17 protein-coding genes are annotated in these 13,794 nt (G+C 60.3%); 8 read left to right on the forward strand and 9 right to left on the reverse strand.

The features are described 5' to 3' along the window. Positions 1–7: 7 nt before the first annotated feature. The 3 genes from DSM110093_RS09245 to fabD are packed head-to-tail and all read right to left on the reverse strand — an operon-like array spanning position 8 to position 1,928. The gene (locus DSM110093_RS09245) at positions 8–577 is read right to left on the reverse strand and encodes an alpha/beta hydrolase (protein ID WP_243264777.1); all 570 of its coding nucleotides are present in this window, start codon (positions 575–577) and stop codon (positions 8–10) included. Next, on the reverse strand, positions 574–978 hold the full coding sequence (locus tag DSM110093_RS09250) for a hypothetical protein (protein ID WP_243264778.1): 405 nt from the start codon (positions 976–978) through the stop codon (positions 574–576). The genes DSM110093_RS09245 and DSM110093_RS09250 overlap by 4 nt, the downstream gene beginning before the upstream one ends. A gap of 17 nt (positions 979–995) precedes the next feature. Then, complete coding sequence (fabD, locus tag DSM110093_RS09255) at positions 996–1,928, reverse strand: ACP S-malonyltransferase (protein WP_243264779.1); 933 nt, start codon at positions 1,926–1,928, stop codon at positions 996–998. A gap of 213 nt (positions 1,929–2,141) precedes the next feature. On the opposite strand from fabD, the gene rpsF reads away from it, so the two are divergent. The 6 genes from rpsF to DSM110093_RS09285 all read left to right on the forward strand — a co-directional run bounded on the left by rpsF (position 2,142) and on the right by DSM110093_RS09285 (position 6,477). Next, positions 2,142–2,495 (forward strand): 30S ribosomal protein S6, encoded by a 354-nt coding sequence (gene rpsF / locus DSM110093_RS09260; RefSeq protein ID WP_007119975.1) that lies wholly within the window; start codon positions 2,142–2,144, stop codon positions 2,493–2,495. A gap of 28 nt (positions 2,496–2,523) precedes the next feature. After that, positions 2,524–2,751 carry a 30S ribosomal protein S18 gene (rpsR, locus tag DSM110093_RS09265; protein ID WP_005852865.1) on the forward strand — a complete coding sequence of 76 codons (228 nt, stop codon included), beginning with the start codon at positions 2,524–2,526 and terminating at the stop codon, positions 2,749–2,751. Positions 2,752–2,762: 11 nt separating this feature from the next. After that, positions 2,763–3,389 carry a 50S ribosomal protein L9 gene (gene rplI / locus DSM110093_RS09270; RefSeq protein ID WP_243264780.1) on the forward strand — a complete coding sequence of 209 codons (627 nt, stop codon included), beginning with the start codon at positions 2,763–2,765 and terminating at the stop codon, positions 3,387–3,389. Between the two features lie 153 nt (positions 3,390–3,542). Beyond that, the gene (locus tag DSM110093_RS09275; RefSeq protein ID WP_093925949.1) at positions 3,543–3,833 is read left to right on the forward strand and encodes a hypothetical protein; all 291 of its coding nucleotides are present in this window, start codon (positions 3,543–3,545) and stop codon (positions 3,831–3,833) included. Between the two features lie 127 nt (positions 3,834–3,960). Beyond that, the gene (locus DSM110093_RS09280) at positions 3,961–4,446 is read left to right on the forward strand and encodes a lytic transglycosylase domain-containing protein (protein ID WP_243264781.1); all 486 of its coding nucleotides are present in this window, start codon (positions 3,961–3,963) and stop codon (positions 4,444–4,446) included. Between the two features lie 72 nt (positions 4,447–4,518). Then, complete coding sequence (locus tag DSM110093_RS09285; protein ID WP_243264782.1) at positions 4,519–6,477, forward strand: bifunctional 2',3'-cyclic-nucleotide 2'-phosphodiesterase/3'-nucleotidase; 1,959 nt, start codon at positions 4,519–4,521, stop codon at positions 6,475–6,477. 218 nt (positions 6,478–6,695) lie between these two features. On the opposite strand, the gene tig is transcribed toward DSM110093_RS09285, so the two are convergent. From tig to DSM110093_RS09300, 3 genes are all read right to left on the reverse strand, one after another. Then, positions 6,696–8,027, reverse strand: coding sequence for a trigger factor (gene tig / locus DSM110093_RS09290; protein WP_243264783.1), 1,332 nt, complete (start codon positions 8,025–8,027; stop codon positions 6,696–6,698). Positions 8,028–8,181: 154 nt separating this feature from the next. Continuing rightward, the gene (locus DSM110093_RS09295; RefSeq protein ID WP_243264784.1) at positions 8,182–9,102 is read right to left on the reverse strand and encodes a calcium/sodium antiporter; all 921 of its coding nucleotides are present in this window, start codon (positions 9,100–9,102) and stop codon (positions 8,182–8,184) included. Between the two features lie 126 nt (positions 9,103–9,228). Next, on the reverse strand, positions 9,229–9,513 hold the full coding sequence (locus tag DSM110093_RS09300) for a DUF2312 domain-containing protein (RefSeq protein WP_243264785.1): 285 nt from the start codon (positions 9,511–9,513) through the stop codon (positions 9,229–9,231). 108 nt (positions 9,514–9,621) lie between these two features. Between DSM110093_RS09300 and DSM110093_RS09305 the strand changes: the two genes are divergently transcribed. Next, complete coding sequence (locus tag DSM110093_RS09305) at positions 9,622–9,861, forward strand: hypothetical protein (RefSeq protein ID WP_243267705.1); 240 nt, start codon at positions 9,622–9,624, stop codon at positions 9,859–9,861. A gap of 67 nt (positions 9,862–9,928) precedes the next feature. After that, on the forward strand, positions 9,929–10,351 hold the full coding sequence (locus DSM110093_RS09310; RefSeq protein ID WP_243264786.1) for a TIGR01244 family sulfur transferase: 423 nt from the start codon (positions 9,929–9,931) through the stop codon (positions 10,349–10,351). Here DSM110093_RS09310 and DSM110093_RS09315 read toward each other — a convergent pair. From DSM110093_RS09315 to DSM110093_RS09325, 3 genes are read right to left on the reverse strand one after another with little or no spacing between them, the layout of a single operon-like run. Continuing rightward, positions 10,348–13,086: an ATP-binding protein gene (locus tag DSM110093_RS09315; RefSeq protein WP_243264787.1), complete on the reverse strand. Its 2,739-nt coding sequence runs from the start codon at positions 13,084–13,086 to the stop codon at positions 10,348–10,350. The genes DSM110093_RS09310 and DSM110093_RS09315 overlap by 4 nt on opposite strands. Beyond that, positions 13,086–13,388: a hypothetical protein gene (locus DSM110093_RS09320; protein ID WP_243264788.1), complete on the reverse strand. Its 303-nt coding sequence runs from the start codon at positions 13,386–13,388 to the stop codon at positions 13,086–13,088. Before DSM110093_RS09320 ends, DSM110093_RS09315 begins: the two co-directional genes overlap by 1 nt. A 6-nt stretch (positions 13,389–13,394) precedes the next feature. Beyond that, a complete protein-coding gene (locus DSM110093_RS09325; RefSeq protein WP_243264789.1) occupies positions 13,395–13,763 on the reverse strand; it encodes a response regulator in 369 nt (122 codons plus the stop codon). Between the last annotated feature and the right edge of the window lie 31 nt (positions 13,764–13,794).

Raw genomic sequence — 13,794 nt, forward strand, 5'->3', positions numbered from 1 at the left:
CTGTCTGTCAGGGTTGCGTCAGCACCCCATAGCGGCGAATTTCGGCCGCTGTCATTTCGTGTATCTCGTCCGAAGGCGCTGCCTGCAAGGTAAACCAGTAAAAGGCGTCATTGCCCAGCATCTCGGCCATATAGCGCCGTGTCATTTGGTGTTTGGGCGATTGCCGCGGAAAACTGCGGCCCTCGCGGTAGCCATTGCGCCAGCTATGCACCCGCAATGCCGCCCCCGGTGCCATACGCCGCGTGACCCCAGCGATGAACAGCTCGACACCGCCAGAATCAACCACGCTCCCCGACCGCAACTCGGTTGCCAGCCCCGCCTTGCGAATCTGCCGCCCCATCAGGTGCGTGGCTGCCGCATCAATAGAACCGTCGATCTGCCCCAGAACCACCGTATCAATCCGCGGATTCTCGGCCAGATGGCGCGCGAAATTGGCAGGTGTTCGGCTGGTGATCGTGCCGGACATCAACAGATACGGGCCCTGAACCTGCATCCGCGTGCCATCGCTGGCATTCTCATGCGTGCCGCAGGCCACCAAAGAAACGAGCAGCGCGAATACAGCAATCAGCTGTCTCACGCCTCGGCCCCCAGCGGCGTCCGCTCGCCCAAGATATAACGCAGGACATCCACCACATCGAAGGCCAGCGAGATCAGCAAGGTGGCCAAGATCACCCGGATGATCCACCGCGCGGCAATGGGCATGGCGTCCTTAGCCTGTTTGCGGAACAGGTAGACCGCCAGCGGCCCCCAGATCAGCAGATGCGGCAGACCGAGCAATTTGACGTATCCCATTTGCCGGAACATTCCGTAGACCGCAGCGCCGGTCAGAATGCTCGCCAAAACGGCAATCACCCCGACTCTGCGGCTCTGCGGCCAGATCAGCAGCGTCAAGGGCAAGACCGCCGCGGCAAAGACCAGCCAATTGAACCACCAGATCAGCCATTCCGGCAGCAGGGTCAGGGTTTCTTGCATCGTCATCTCGGCCCTCCGGGGCGTTACACCTCTTTCGCGGCTTTGACCTCATCCGGCGTGCCGATGCTGCGGGTGGCAAGCGACTTTTCGATCCGGCGGATCATGCCCGACAGTGCTTTGCCCGCGCCGATCTCCCATGCTTCGGTAACGCCCTGCGCGGCCATCCACTCAACCGAAGACCGCCAGCGCACCCGACCTGTCACCTGTTCTACCAACAAATCGCGAATCTTTTGCGGATCGGTCACGGCCTCTGCGGTAACATTGGCAACCAGCGGCACGGTAGGGGCATCAAAGGTCACCTCCCCCAAAGCGCGCGCCATCTCCTCAGCGGCAGGCCCCATCAGCGGGCAATGGAAAGGCGCAGAGACCGGCAGCAGCAACGCGCGTTTGGCGCCCGCATCCTTGGCCATGGCCACGGCACGCTCCACGGCGGCCTTATCGCCCGACAACACGTTCTGGCTCGGATCATTTTCATTCGCGACCTGACAGACCTCACCTTCGGCGGCGGCTTCGGCCAGCTTCTCGGTCTCTTCGATACCAAGCCCGAGGATCGCAGCCATCGCGCCCTCACCTACTGGAACAGCAGCCTGCATCGCCTTGCCGCGAATGCGCAGCAACCGCGCGGTATCCGCCAGTGACAGCGACCCTGCGGCGCAAAGCGCGGAATACTCACCAAGGCTATGGCCCGCCACATAGGCCGCTTTGCCAACCTCGATCCCTTCCGCCTTCAGCGCGGCCATCGCCGCCATCGACGTAGCCATCAACGCAGGCTGGGCGTTCTGTGTGAGGGTCAGCGTCTCGATGTCCCCCTCCCAGATCAGGTCAGACAGTTTTTCGCCAAGGGCGTCATCGACTTCTTGGAAAACGGCGCGGGCTTCAGGATAGGCTTCGGCCAGATCGCGGCCCATGCCGATGGTTTGGGCACCCTGGCCCGGGAAAACGAATGCAATGCTCATGGTTGCGGCCTCTCTTATGCGTTTTGCCTGATGTATCCTCTGCGCCTCAGTCGAACAAGCCTTGCCGCAGGCGCTTGGGGCTTGCCGTGCGGCGCAAACCGTGTATACGGGCGCTTCCTTGCAAAGCATATGAACCGCGCAGACTCTCGTGGTGGGGCCGCAAGGATGAATGCCCCGCCTATGAAATGCGCCTTGATATAAATAGGAGTGCACATGCCGCTTTATGAGCATGTTATGATTGCGCGTCAGGACCTGTCCAACACGCAAGCAGAAGGCCTCATCGAACACTTTGGCACCGTCCTCGCGGACAACGACGGCAAGCTCGTCGACAGCGAGTACTGGGGCGTCAAAACAATGGCCTACAAGATCAACAAAAACCGCAAGGGCCACTATGCCTTCCTGCGTTCGGACGCTCCTGCGACCGCCGTACAGGAAATGGAACGCCTGATGCGCCTGCATGATGACGTGATGCGCGTTCTGACCATCAAAGTTGATGAGCACAAAGAACTGCCGTCCGTACAAATGCAAAAGCGTGACGAGCGGCCCGACCGCCGCGAACGCCGTTGATCAACGCTTGAAAAAAAGGACTTAAATCATGGCTGCAAAACCATTTTTCCGTCGTCGTAAAGTGTGCCCCTTCTCGGGCGACAACGCACCTGCGATTGACTACAAGGACACACGTCTGCTGCAACGCTACATCTCTGAGCGTGGCAAGATCGTTCCTTCCCGTATCACCGCCGTATCGGCCAAGAAACAACGCGAACTGGCCCGTGCCATCAAACGCGCTCGTTTCCTCGCCCTGCTGCCCTACGCCGTTAAGTAAGGAGAGAGCACATGCAAGTTATCCTTCTGGAACGTGTGGCCAAACTGGGCCAGATGGGCGAAGTCGTCGACGTGAAGTCGGGCTACGCTCGCAACTACCTTCTGCCCCAAGGCAAAGCGCTGTCGGCCTCCAAGGCCAACGTCGAAGCCTTTGAAGGTCAGAAAGCTCAGCTTGAGGCGCAAAACCTCGAGACCAAAAAAGAAGCCGAAGCCATGGCCGAAAAGCTGAACGGTCAGCAATTCGTCGTGATTCGCTCTGCTTCCGACGCTGGCGCACTTTACGGTTCCGTCACCACCCGTGACGCCGCCGAAGCCGCCACCGATGAAGGTTTCTCGGTTGACCGCAAGCAGGTCGTTCTGGGCCAGCCCATCAAGTATCTGGGTGTCCACGAAGTGCAGGTCGTTCTGCACCCCGAAGTGACCGCCACAATCGAGCTGAACGTCGCACGTTCGCCCGAAGAGGCCGAGCTTCAGGCATCTGGCAAATCGATTCAGGAATTGGCCGCCGAAGAGGAAGCCGCTGCTGAATTCGAAATCTCCGAACTGTTTGACGACATCGGTTCCGCCGCTGACGAAGATAGCGACTCGGACGTTGTGCGCACCCCCGAGGGCGACGCACAGGACGACAGCAACAGCTGATTTGTCCGTCAGAGCTAAACTTGAACGCCGTGCGGTCCTCCGCGCGGCGTTTTTCGTATTACTGCCCTCTCCGCCGCTCGGCCGACAGAAGCCCCCCTGCAAAAACGATCAATTGTGTGGTATGATGTCCTCATTCAGCATGGAGGACGACACATGCGATACATCACCATTACCACTTGGGAAATCGCCGACGGGGCAGACTATGATGTCGCTCTCAGCGCGATCAAAGAGAAACGCCTGCCCGCACTCAAAGACTTCGGTGCCAGCCGCATCACCGTGGTACGCACCACTGATCGGACCAGCGCGGTCATCACCGAATGGCCAGATAAAGCCACGCGCGACGCTGCCGAGCTTAAAATCGACGAAGTGCGCCGTTCCGTAAGGCGCGAAGATCAAAGCCGCATGACAGGCGAAATGAAAGGCGAAATCGTCGCTGATGTCTGAACATGGCGAAAAGCCGCGCTTTGCGCCTGAACCGCTTGGCGAGGGGTCGCGTATCCGGGATCAAGCCGCTTGCCCTTGAGGCCCCTTGGGGCGATCTTCGCGCCGATATAACAAGCTCCGGTGCACCATGCCACAGACCACACGCCGCATGTTCCTCTCTTTCATTGCCGCTACTGCTCTCACCGCCTGCAACGCCGCCCCTATGGTGTCTCCAGAGCCCCCGCAGCGCACCGCCCTGCCCCTGCACCCGAACGAGACGCCTGAACTGCGGCGTAAAATCAACCACTGGGCCGATTTCTACGACCTGCCGCGCCCATTGGTTCATCGTCTGGCAATCCGCGAAAGCACCCATAACCCCCGTGCCCGCAACGGCCCCTACTTTGGCTTGATGCAAATCTTGCCTGCCACGGCCCGTTCAATGGGTTTCCAAGGCAGTTCATCCGACCTTTTGGATGCAGACACCAATCTGAAATACGCGCTGAAATACCTTCGTGGCGCTTGGCTTTTGTCTGACGGGGACCACGGCACCGCCATCAAATGGTACGCGCGTGGCTATTATTACGAAGCCAAGAAACGCGGCATGCTAGTGGAAACCGGCCTGCGCGATGGGTGATTAATTTTCGGGCTTGCAACGGCCTCTCCCTTCGCCGCAGGTATGAGGTAACGCTGACAAAGGAATGCCCGCATGACCCTTCGCCTTAACCGCCGTCACTTCTTAGCCGGTTCTGCCGGGCTGTTGGCCCTGCATCCGTTTTCACTCCGCGCTGCGGCCAATCAAGCGCATTTGCGGCTGATGGAAACGACAGACCTGCATGTGCACGTCTTTCCCTACGACTATTACGCCGACAAGGAGGTCGACACCGTGGGCCTTGCCCGCACCGCGAGCATCGTCAAATCGATCCGCGCCGAAGCGACCAATACGCTAATGCTCGACAACGGGGATTTCCTGCAAGGCAACCCAATGGGCGATTACATCGCCTATGAGCGCGGCATGAAAGAGGGTGACATGCACCCGGTCATCCAAGCGATGAACACGCTTGGTTTTGATGCCTCCACCTTGGGCAACCATGAATTCAACTATGGGCTCGATTTCCTGATGAAATCCCTCGCCAGCGCCGATTTTCCCGTGGTCAGCGCCAATGTCGTCAAAAAGACAGGTGCCAAGCCCAGCGACGATGAAACGCTGGTGAAGCCCTATGTCCTGCTTGACCGCAAGCTGACCGATGGCGCGGGCGCGGAACATAGCATCAAGATCGGCATCATCGGCTTTGTCCCGCCGCAGATCATGGCATGGGACCGCCGCCACCTCGAAGGCAATGTACAGGCGCGCGACATCCTTGAGGCCGCCCGCTCGTGGGTGCCGCAGATGAAAGAGGCCGGCGCCGACATCATCATCGCGCTGTCGCACTCCGGCATCGGCGCGGCGAAAGAAGAAGACCTGATGGAGAACGCCTCGGTCCCGCTGGCCGCTGTCGAAGGGATCGATGCAATCATGACTGGGCACAGTCACCTCGTCTTCCCCTCAGGTACCTATGCCGACTATGCGGGCGTCGATGTGAGCAAGGGCACGATCCACGGCAAACCCGCCACCATGGGCGGCTTCTGGGGCAGCCACCTTGGCCTGATCGACCTGATGCTCGAACGTGACGGCAACGGGTGGCGCATTGCCAGCCACAGCGCCGAGGCCCGCGCGATTTCGCAGCGCAACGAAGACCGTTCGGTCATGCCGCTGGTGGAAAGCGATCCTGAAATCCTCGCGTCAGTGCAGCAGGAACATGACGAAACACTCGCCTATGTCCGCCGCGCCGTGGGCAAGACAGACGCAAACCTACACAGCTATTTCGCACTGGTGGCCGATGACCCTTCGGTGCAGATCGTTTCAAACGCGCAGACTTGGTATATTGAACAGATGCTCAAGGGGACCGAGCATGAGGGTCTGCCGATCCTGTCAGCCGCCGCGCCCTTCAAGGCCGGAGGGCGGGGTGGACCGGAGTATTACACCGATGTGCCCAAGGGCGATGTGGCGATCAAGAATGTTGCCGACCTCTACCTCTACCCCAACACCGCCCGCGCAGTGCGGGTGACGGGCGCAGAGGTCAAGGATTGGCTGGAACGCTCGGCTGGCATGTTCAATCAGATCACCCCTGGCCAGCAGGACCAAACCCTTCTGAGCGACAGCTTCCCCAGCTACAACTTCGATGTCATCGACGGGGTGAGTTACCAGATTGACCTAAGCCAACCGTCCAAGTTCGGCCCCGAGGGTGAAGTGCAAAACCCCGATGCCAACCGCATCACCAATCTGAAGTTCGACGGTCAACCGATTGACCCCAAATCTGAATTTATCATTGCCACCAACAACTACCGCGCAGGCGGGGGCGGTGCGTTTCCCGGCGCGAAGGGCGATACAGTCGTCTTTGAAGGGCCAGATACAAACCGCGATGTGATCGTCCGCTACATTGTTGAGAAAGGCACCATCAGCCCACGTGCCGACGCCAACTGGCGCTTTGCACCGTTGGAGAATACCAGCGTCTTGTTTGAAACGGGACCAAAGGCTGCCGACTATCTGGATGAGGTGACCGGCGTGGAGATGGAGCAGGTGCGCGATACCGATACTGGTTTCGCTCAGTTCCGCATCACTCTGTAAGGCAGGTACTAAAGGTATCGCCCTCCGTGCCGGGGCGATACCACAAGGCCGTTAAATCGCGTATTTCACATCAGTAAAGGGTGCCGTCAGCCCCCTTGCATGATTGCGCCTCGTGGTTCCCCCGTCTGGAACAGCGACAAGTTTCAACACCATTCCAAAACGAAACAAGGGCGACGGTAAACCGTCGCCCCTGCCCCAAATTCGATCTACGAGAAGACTTATTCGTCTTCCAGTTCCTCGACAGCTTTCTGAAGCTCGTCTTTGGAGATCTCTTTCTCGGTCACTTTGGCTTGCTCAACAACGTGATCGACAACCTTGTCTTCAAAGATCGGCGCGCGCATCTGCTGCTGCATCTGCTGGTTTTGCTGAACGAATTCAAAGAACTGACGCTCTTGACCTGGGTACTGGCGCGCTTGGTTCATGATCGCTTGGGTCATCTCGGCATCGGTCACTTGAACCTCGGCCTTTTGACCCAGTTCGGCCAAAAGCAGGCCAAGACGGACGCGGCGCTCGGCCAGTGTCTTGTGCTCGTCTGTCGGCTCAACCTCGGGGTGATCATGGCCCTCAACCTCAGGGTTTTCCTCGTGCCACAGCTGATGTGCGATCTGCTTAGCTTCGGCATCAACCAGCGATGGCGGCAGGTCAAAGCTGACTTCTTTGTCGAGCGCGTCCAACAGGTTACGCTTCATCACAGCGCGCGAAGCACCAGCGTATTCCGCTTCCAAACGCTCAGCGATCTGACCTTTCAGCGCTTCAAGATCGTCGGCACCGAATTTCTTGGCCATCTCGTCGTTTACTTCAGCGGCGACGGGCTCTTTCACTTCTTTGACGGTGCAAGCGAAGGTCGCTTCCTTACCGGCCAGATGCTCAGCCTGATACTCTTCGGGGAAGTTCACGACGACGGATTTCTCTTCGCCTTCGGTCACGCCAACCAGCTGCTCTTCAAAGCCGGGGATGAAGGAGTTGGAGCCCAGCACCAGCGGGTAATCTTCCGCCGCGCCGCCTTCGAATTCTTCACCGTCAACGGAGCCTTTGAAGTCGATCACAACCTGATCGCCGTCTTCGGCTTTGGCGCCTTTGTCACGCGCTTTGAAGTCTTGTGCGGTTTCGGCAAGGCTTGCCAGCGCTTCTTCAACGGCGGCGTCATCGGCCTTCACAACCATCTTTTCCAGTTCGATCTTGCTCAGATCAACTTCGGGGATTTCGGGCAGTTTTTCGTAGGCCATGGAAACTTCGACGTCATCGCCTTCTTTCCAGTCTTCGTTGGTCATTTTGACTTCGGGCTGCATCGCGGGGCGATCGCCGGATTCTTCAAAATGCTCTGCCATGGCACCGTCGATGCTTTCCTGCATCGCTTCGCCCATGATCCGCTGGCCGAACTGCTTTTTCAGCAGCGCCATTGGAACCTTGCCCTTGCGGAAGCCCTTCATTTCGACTTCGGGCTGCGCTTCGGCCAGCTTTTCGTTGACCTTGGCTTCGAGTTCGGCGGCGGTCACGGTGATGTTGTAACCGCGTTTCAGACCTTCGTTCAGCGTCTCGTTGACCTGCATGTGTGCTCCATAGGGTAAGGCCGCGCAGCCGGGGCGCGGGCGAAAATTTGTGTCCTTCTATGGGTGTTGATCCGCCTGCGCAAGGGGGTCCGCGGCCATCGCGCCACATCCGCAGAAATCGGCCCCAACCCCCGTTCAACGCCTGCCGACAGCCTTAGATCAACAGCACACCGACGTAGCCCGCATAGGCCAAGGCAAAGATCGCGCCCTGCCCACGCGTCACACGCCCGCCAAACGCGGCGCAGCCGATCAAAGCCAGCGTGGCCGCGAGCATGACCCAGATGTCGAGCGTGGCAATTTGCGCAGCCACACCGACCGGCTGAATCACCGCCGTGATCCCAAGCACACCAAGAATGTTAAATATATTAGAGCCGACCACGTTGCCCAGAGCCACATCGCTCTGCCCGCAGCGTGCCGCGATGACCGAGGTTACAAGTTCCGGCATGGAGGTGCCCACGGCCACGATGGTCAAGCCGATGACCGCCTCAGAGAGCCCAACGGCCTGCGCCAGCGCCACCGCCCCGGTGACCAGAAACCGCGCCGAAAGGATCGTCAGCACCAGCCCCCCCAAAAGCCAAAGCAGCGACAGCCCCATCGGTGCCCGATCCGGCAGAGGCTCGATCGCCTGCCGGCTGCTGCGATCACTTCGGAAGGTGTAAATCAAATACCCCGCGAGCCCGACGATACAGATCAGCCCGGCCACACGGTCAACGCGCCCGAACAGCACCGCCCCCAAACAAAGCAGGCTCGCCGCCAGCATGACGGATCCATCGCGGGCAAAACTGCCCCGATTGATCGCAAAAGGCGCGATCAGCGCGGCAATGCCTAGAATCAGAAAAATATTTGCGATGTTAGAGCCGACGACGTTGCCAAGCGCGATGTCCGGCGCACCCAGCATCGCAGCTTGGACCGAAGTCACCAGTTCAGGGGTTGAGGTGCCAAAGCCCACAACCGTCAAACCGATAACCAGCGGCGACAGCCCAACCCTTTGCGCCAATGCCACAGCACCGCGCACCAAATACTCCCCACCGAGCACGAGACCCAGCAAACCGCCGAGCACAAACAAAATGTTCACGAGAAAAACTCACCGGTCTCAGACCATCGGGCGTCGCGGAGACCGCGCAGACGCCCGATGCAAATGGGCACGGGTGACAGGCATTCAAGGCCGCGCGGAAAATTCAGTTCCGCTGCGGCCGGGCGCTCACATGCCCAAGGCTTCTTTGTACATATCCATCACCGCTTCTTCTTCGGCGATGTCGTCCTTGTCACGCTTGCGCAGGGCGATCACCTTGCGCAGCACTTTGGTGTCGTAACCGCGCGATTTTGCTTCGGCCATCACCTCTTTTTGCTGTTCAGCGAGGTCTTTCTTTTCGGCGTCCAAACGCTCGATCCGCTCCACGAACTGGCGCAGCTCATTGGCTGTCACGCGGTAAGTGGCATCGCCTTGGGATTCGACGACGTCGGGGTTGGTGCTGGTATCGCTCATGGGAAGTCCTCACGGAATGGCTGGCTCTGGCAGGTGTGACTACAGGCTGGATGCGCATCCCGCAAGCGGGACTTGCCCCCCTTGGCGGTTTGGCGTAGCTCTGCCGCCATGGAAAGCGCAAACACATCTATTTTCGATCTCATGGTCTGGGGCGGCGCGGGCCTGTCCCTTCTGGGATTGCTGGGTCTTGGCTGGTGTATCATCAAGGTCAGCCGTGCAAAACGCGCGCAGCTTGACGATGAAGCGATGCGCGTTGTGTTGCGCAACGTCGTGCCGTTGAACATGGGTGCGCTGTTTTTATCGGTCATCGGGCTGATGATGGTCATTTTGGGCATCTCGCTGGGCTAATCGGTGCGTTGCAGCGGGACCCTCCAGCGGTGCTGGACAGGGCGGCAGCATCTGCTTAAATCAGCGCATGGATATTCGCCAAATCACCCCCCGCTATTTCGTCGCCCCGCAAATCGAGCCCGGTGACATGGAAAGCCTGCGCGCCCAAGGCATCACCCGCATCCTGTGCAATCGCCCCGATGCGGAAGTGCCGCCCAGCCACCAAGCCGCCGCCATGCGCGACGCGGCTGAGGCGGCGGGCATCGCCTTTGCCGAGCAACCGCTGACCCATCAGACCATGACCCCCGATGTCATCGCCAACAACCGCGCCCTTGGGGTCGAAACGGATGATATCGTGCTGGCCTATTGCGCCTCCGGCACCCGCTCGACCATTGCTTGGGCCTTGGGCCAAGCCGGCGAGATGGACAGCGACGCGATCATCGAAGCGGCGCGTCAGGGTGGCTATGACCTTGAAAACATGCGCCCAATGCTGGGCCAGAGCTATAGCTAAGACCGCGCATCGGCCCCGATCACGGGGCTGGCGTCTTTTGCTGGCGTTGTCAAAACGCTCTGCGGCAATTGCACCCGAAACGCCGTGCCGGGCACATTCCCCAAAAAGCTGATCTCGCCGCCCAAACGGCACATGATCTCTCGGCAGATAGCAAGGCCAAGGCCTGCGCCATCGCCCTCTCCGGTGATGCGCGAAAATTTCTCGAAAATCAGCGCTTCTGAGCCTGCGTCAATCCCGTGGCCGTTGTCGACGAAATCGATCACCACCCCCTGCGCCATGACCTGTGCCGAGATCACCAGTTGTGGCTGATCGGCAGCGCAGTATTTGCGCGCATTGGTAACAAGGTTGATAAACACCTGCACCAGCCGGTCGAGGTCGCTGGTCAGGGTGATATCCTCAGCCTGCGGATCGCGCAGCACTTTAAGCGGTCGCGTGGCCCCGGCCTGCGCCGTGGTCACCGCCAGATCGAGCAGGTCGCGCAGGTTGCCCTCCCGCTGATTCAACGTCACCTGCCCGTTCTCCAGCACAGACAGGTCCAGCAGATCATCCAAGAGCCGCGTCAGGCGGATCGTCTCGCTGTGGATGATCGTGGCGTAGCGATTCTTATCCGCGTCCGTGAGGCCCGGCGCGTCACGCAGAATCTCCGAAAACGACCGGATCGACGTCATCGGCGTGCGCAATTCATGGCTGATCTGGCTTAGGAAACTGTCCTTTTGCAGCGACAATTGCGTGAGCTTTTCATTCGCCGTCCGCAGCTGCGCCGCGGTTTCGGTCAACTCGCGCGATTTGGTTTCAAGCTGGCTTGAATACTCCAGCATTTGCGCGGATTCGTCGGCCACAGCGAGCAGGTCCTGCACCGAAACAGACGCCCCGCCCACGATCTGCGCCACCATCGCATGGGCGGTCGCCGCCCCGACGGAGGCCGCCAACTCCCGCTCCAACGCCTGCACGAATCGCGGCGTGGGTTCCGGCAACCGCTGCCCCTGTCCCTGCCGCTCGGCCTCTCGCGCAAAGAACGCCTGCGCCTCCCGCGCGCCCAAGATCCGCTGCGCCATGATCATCAGGTCTTCGCTGCCCGCGACCGATGCCGTCCACCCCCGCGCTGGCCCGGAGTGGTCAAAGACATTGACAAATTGCGCGCCCTGGAGCCGCTCCAGCGGCGCAGGGAAGCTGAAAAGAGAGACGACCACGAAGACCAGCGTGTTAAGCGCGAGACTCCAGACCACCGCATGGACGGTCGGGTCGATCCCGGCGATGCCAAAGAGCGCCTCGGGACGTAGCCATGCCAGCCCCCACAGCCCGCGCTCCAAGGTCGCGCTCGACAATGCCACATCCGCGCCAAAACTGGGCAGCAGCATGGTGAAAACCCAGAGCACGAAACCCGTGCCCAGCCCACAAAGCGCCCCGGCCCGCGTGGCCCCGCGCCAGAGCACGCCGCCCAGCATCGCTGGCAAAAACTGCGCCACCCCGCCGAAAGAGATCGTGCCAATCGCCGCCAGCGCCCCGCTGCCGCCCGAGGCGCGGTAGTAAAGATAGCCCAAGCCCACCACGCAAAAGATCGACAGCCGCCGCGCGAGGATCACGATGTTGCGCACATCACCCGATTGCGTCGCCCCATCGCGCCGAAACGCCAGCCAGATCGGCATGACGATATGGTTGCTGACCATCGTCGACAGCGCCAGCGTGGCGACGATCACCATCGAAGTGGCTGAGGAAAAACCGCCCAAGAAGGACAGCATCGCCAGCCCATTCTGCCCTTGGCTGAGCGGCAAGCTCAACACAAACAGATCGGGGTTCGCGCCTTCAGGCATCAGGTCCAGCCCCACGACCGCGATTGGCACGACGAAAAGGCTCATCAGCATCAGATAAAGCGGGAAGGCCCAACTGGCGATCTGCAACTGGCGCTCATCGTCATTCTCGACAACCATTACTTGAAACATCCGCGGCAGGCACAAAAGCGCGGCCCCCGACAGCATGGTCAGCGCGGCCCAACGGCTGCCCTGCACCTCCCACTGGCCAATGTCCGACGCATCGATCCGCGCCAAAGTCTCACCCAAGCCTCCGGCAAGACCCCAGATCACGTAGATACCGACCGCCACCAGCGCCAGCAGCTTGACAACCGCCTCAACCGCGATGGCGATGACAACGCCGTGGTGCCGCTCGTTCACGTTCAGGTTCCGCGTGCCGAAAAGCACCGTAAACAGCGTCAGCCCCGCCGCCACCCACAGGGCGGCCTGCCCGCGGTTGATCACATCGCCCCCCGCCTCGGCCAGCGGCACATCGGGGGCAGCAAAAATCGACAGTGAAAGGATAACCGATTGCAATTGCAGCGCGATATAGGGCGTCACGCCGATCACGGCCATGACCGTCACCACGATCGCCAGCGTGTTGGATTTGCCGTAGCGCGAAGAAATCAGGTCCGCGATAGAGGTCACACGATGGCTCCGCCCGATGCGCACCAAACGCCGCAGGCCCCACCACCAACCGATCATCACCAGCGATGGGCCAAGGTAGATGGTCACATATTCCAACCCCGACCGTGCGGCGTATCCGACTGCGCCATAGAACGTCCAAGCGGTGCAATAGATCGACAGCGACAGCGTATAGACCAGCGGTGAGCGCAGCAGCCAGCCGCCCTGCCCGCGCAGGGCCGCGCGTTCGGCGGCAAAGGCCACGATGAACAGCCCCGCGACATACATCAGACAGACCGCGACCAACTGGTTGAGCGACACCATCAGCGCGGCCCGTCTTTGGTATCGGCGCCCCCGTCCGACGCCACATCGCGCGTGCGCCGCCAGAGCGCCCATGTCGCCAAAATCAGCAATGCCCAAACCCCGAAGAGATAGCGCAGTGCCACGCTCATCGCGATTGTCGGCTCGGTGGATTCGGGGGTGGCGTCAGGCAGGCTCTCTGGCACGGGCCACAGCAACGGCACCATCCACAGCATCAGCCCCAGAAACGGCAGCAACCGCACCGCATCCATCATGCGCCGCTGACGGTAGCCGCGTTTTTCCAAAAAGATCGGAGGGCGTGGCATGGCGGGCTAACTTGCGATCAGGTCGCGCACCGCGTCCAGCATCTCTGAGTTCGAAAACGGCTTGGTCATAAAGCGGCTGACCCCGGCTTTCTCGGCCATGGCGCGGTCCCGGCTTTGGCCGCGCGCGGTCAACATCAGCACGGGCAATCCCCCCATCGCCGGGTCGCCGCGCAGCTCATCGAGTATTTCAAAACCGCTTTTGCCCGGCAGCATGACATCAAGCATCACCAAATCGGGCGATGCCTTGCGGATCACCTCTACCGCGCCCGATCCATTGGCCAGCGTCTCCACCCGCCAGCCCTCTTGGCTCAACAAAAAGCGGATGGCCTCGGCGATATTCACCTCGTCCTCCACCAGAACTACGAGTTTGCTCATCGGCAAAAAGTCTCCCCCCTCGGTGTGCGAC

It is taken from the genome of Sulfitobacter sp. DSM 110093 (assembly GCF_022788715.1).
GTDB lineage: Bacteria > Pseudomonadota > Alphaproteobacteria > Rhodobacterales > Rhodobacteraceae > Sulfitobacter.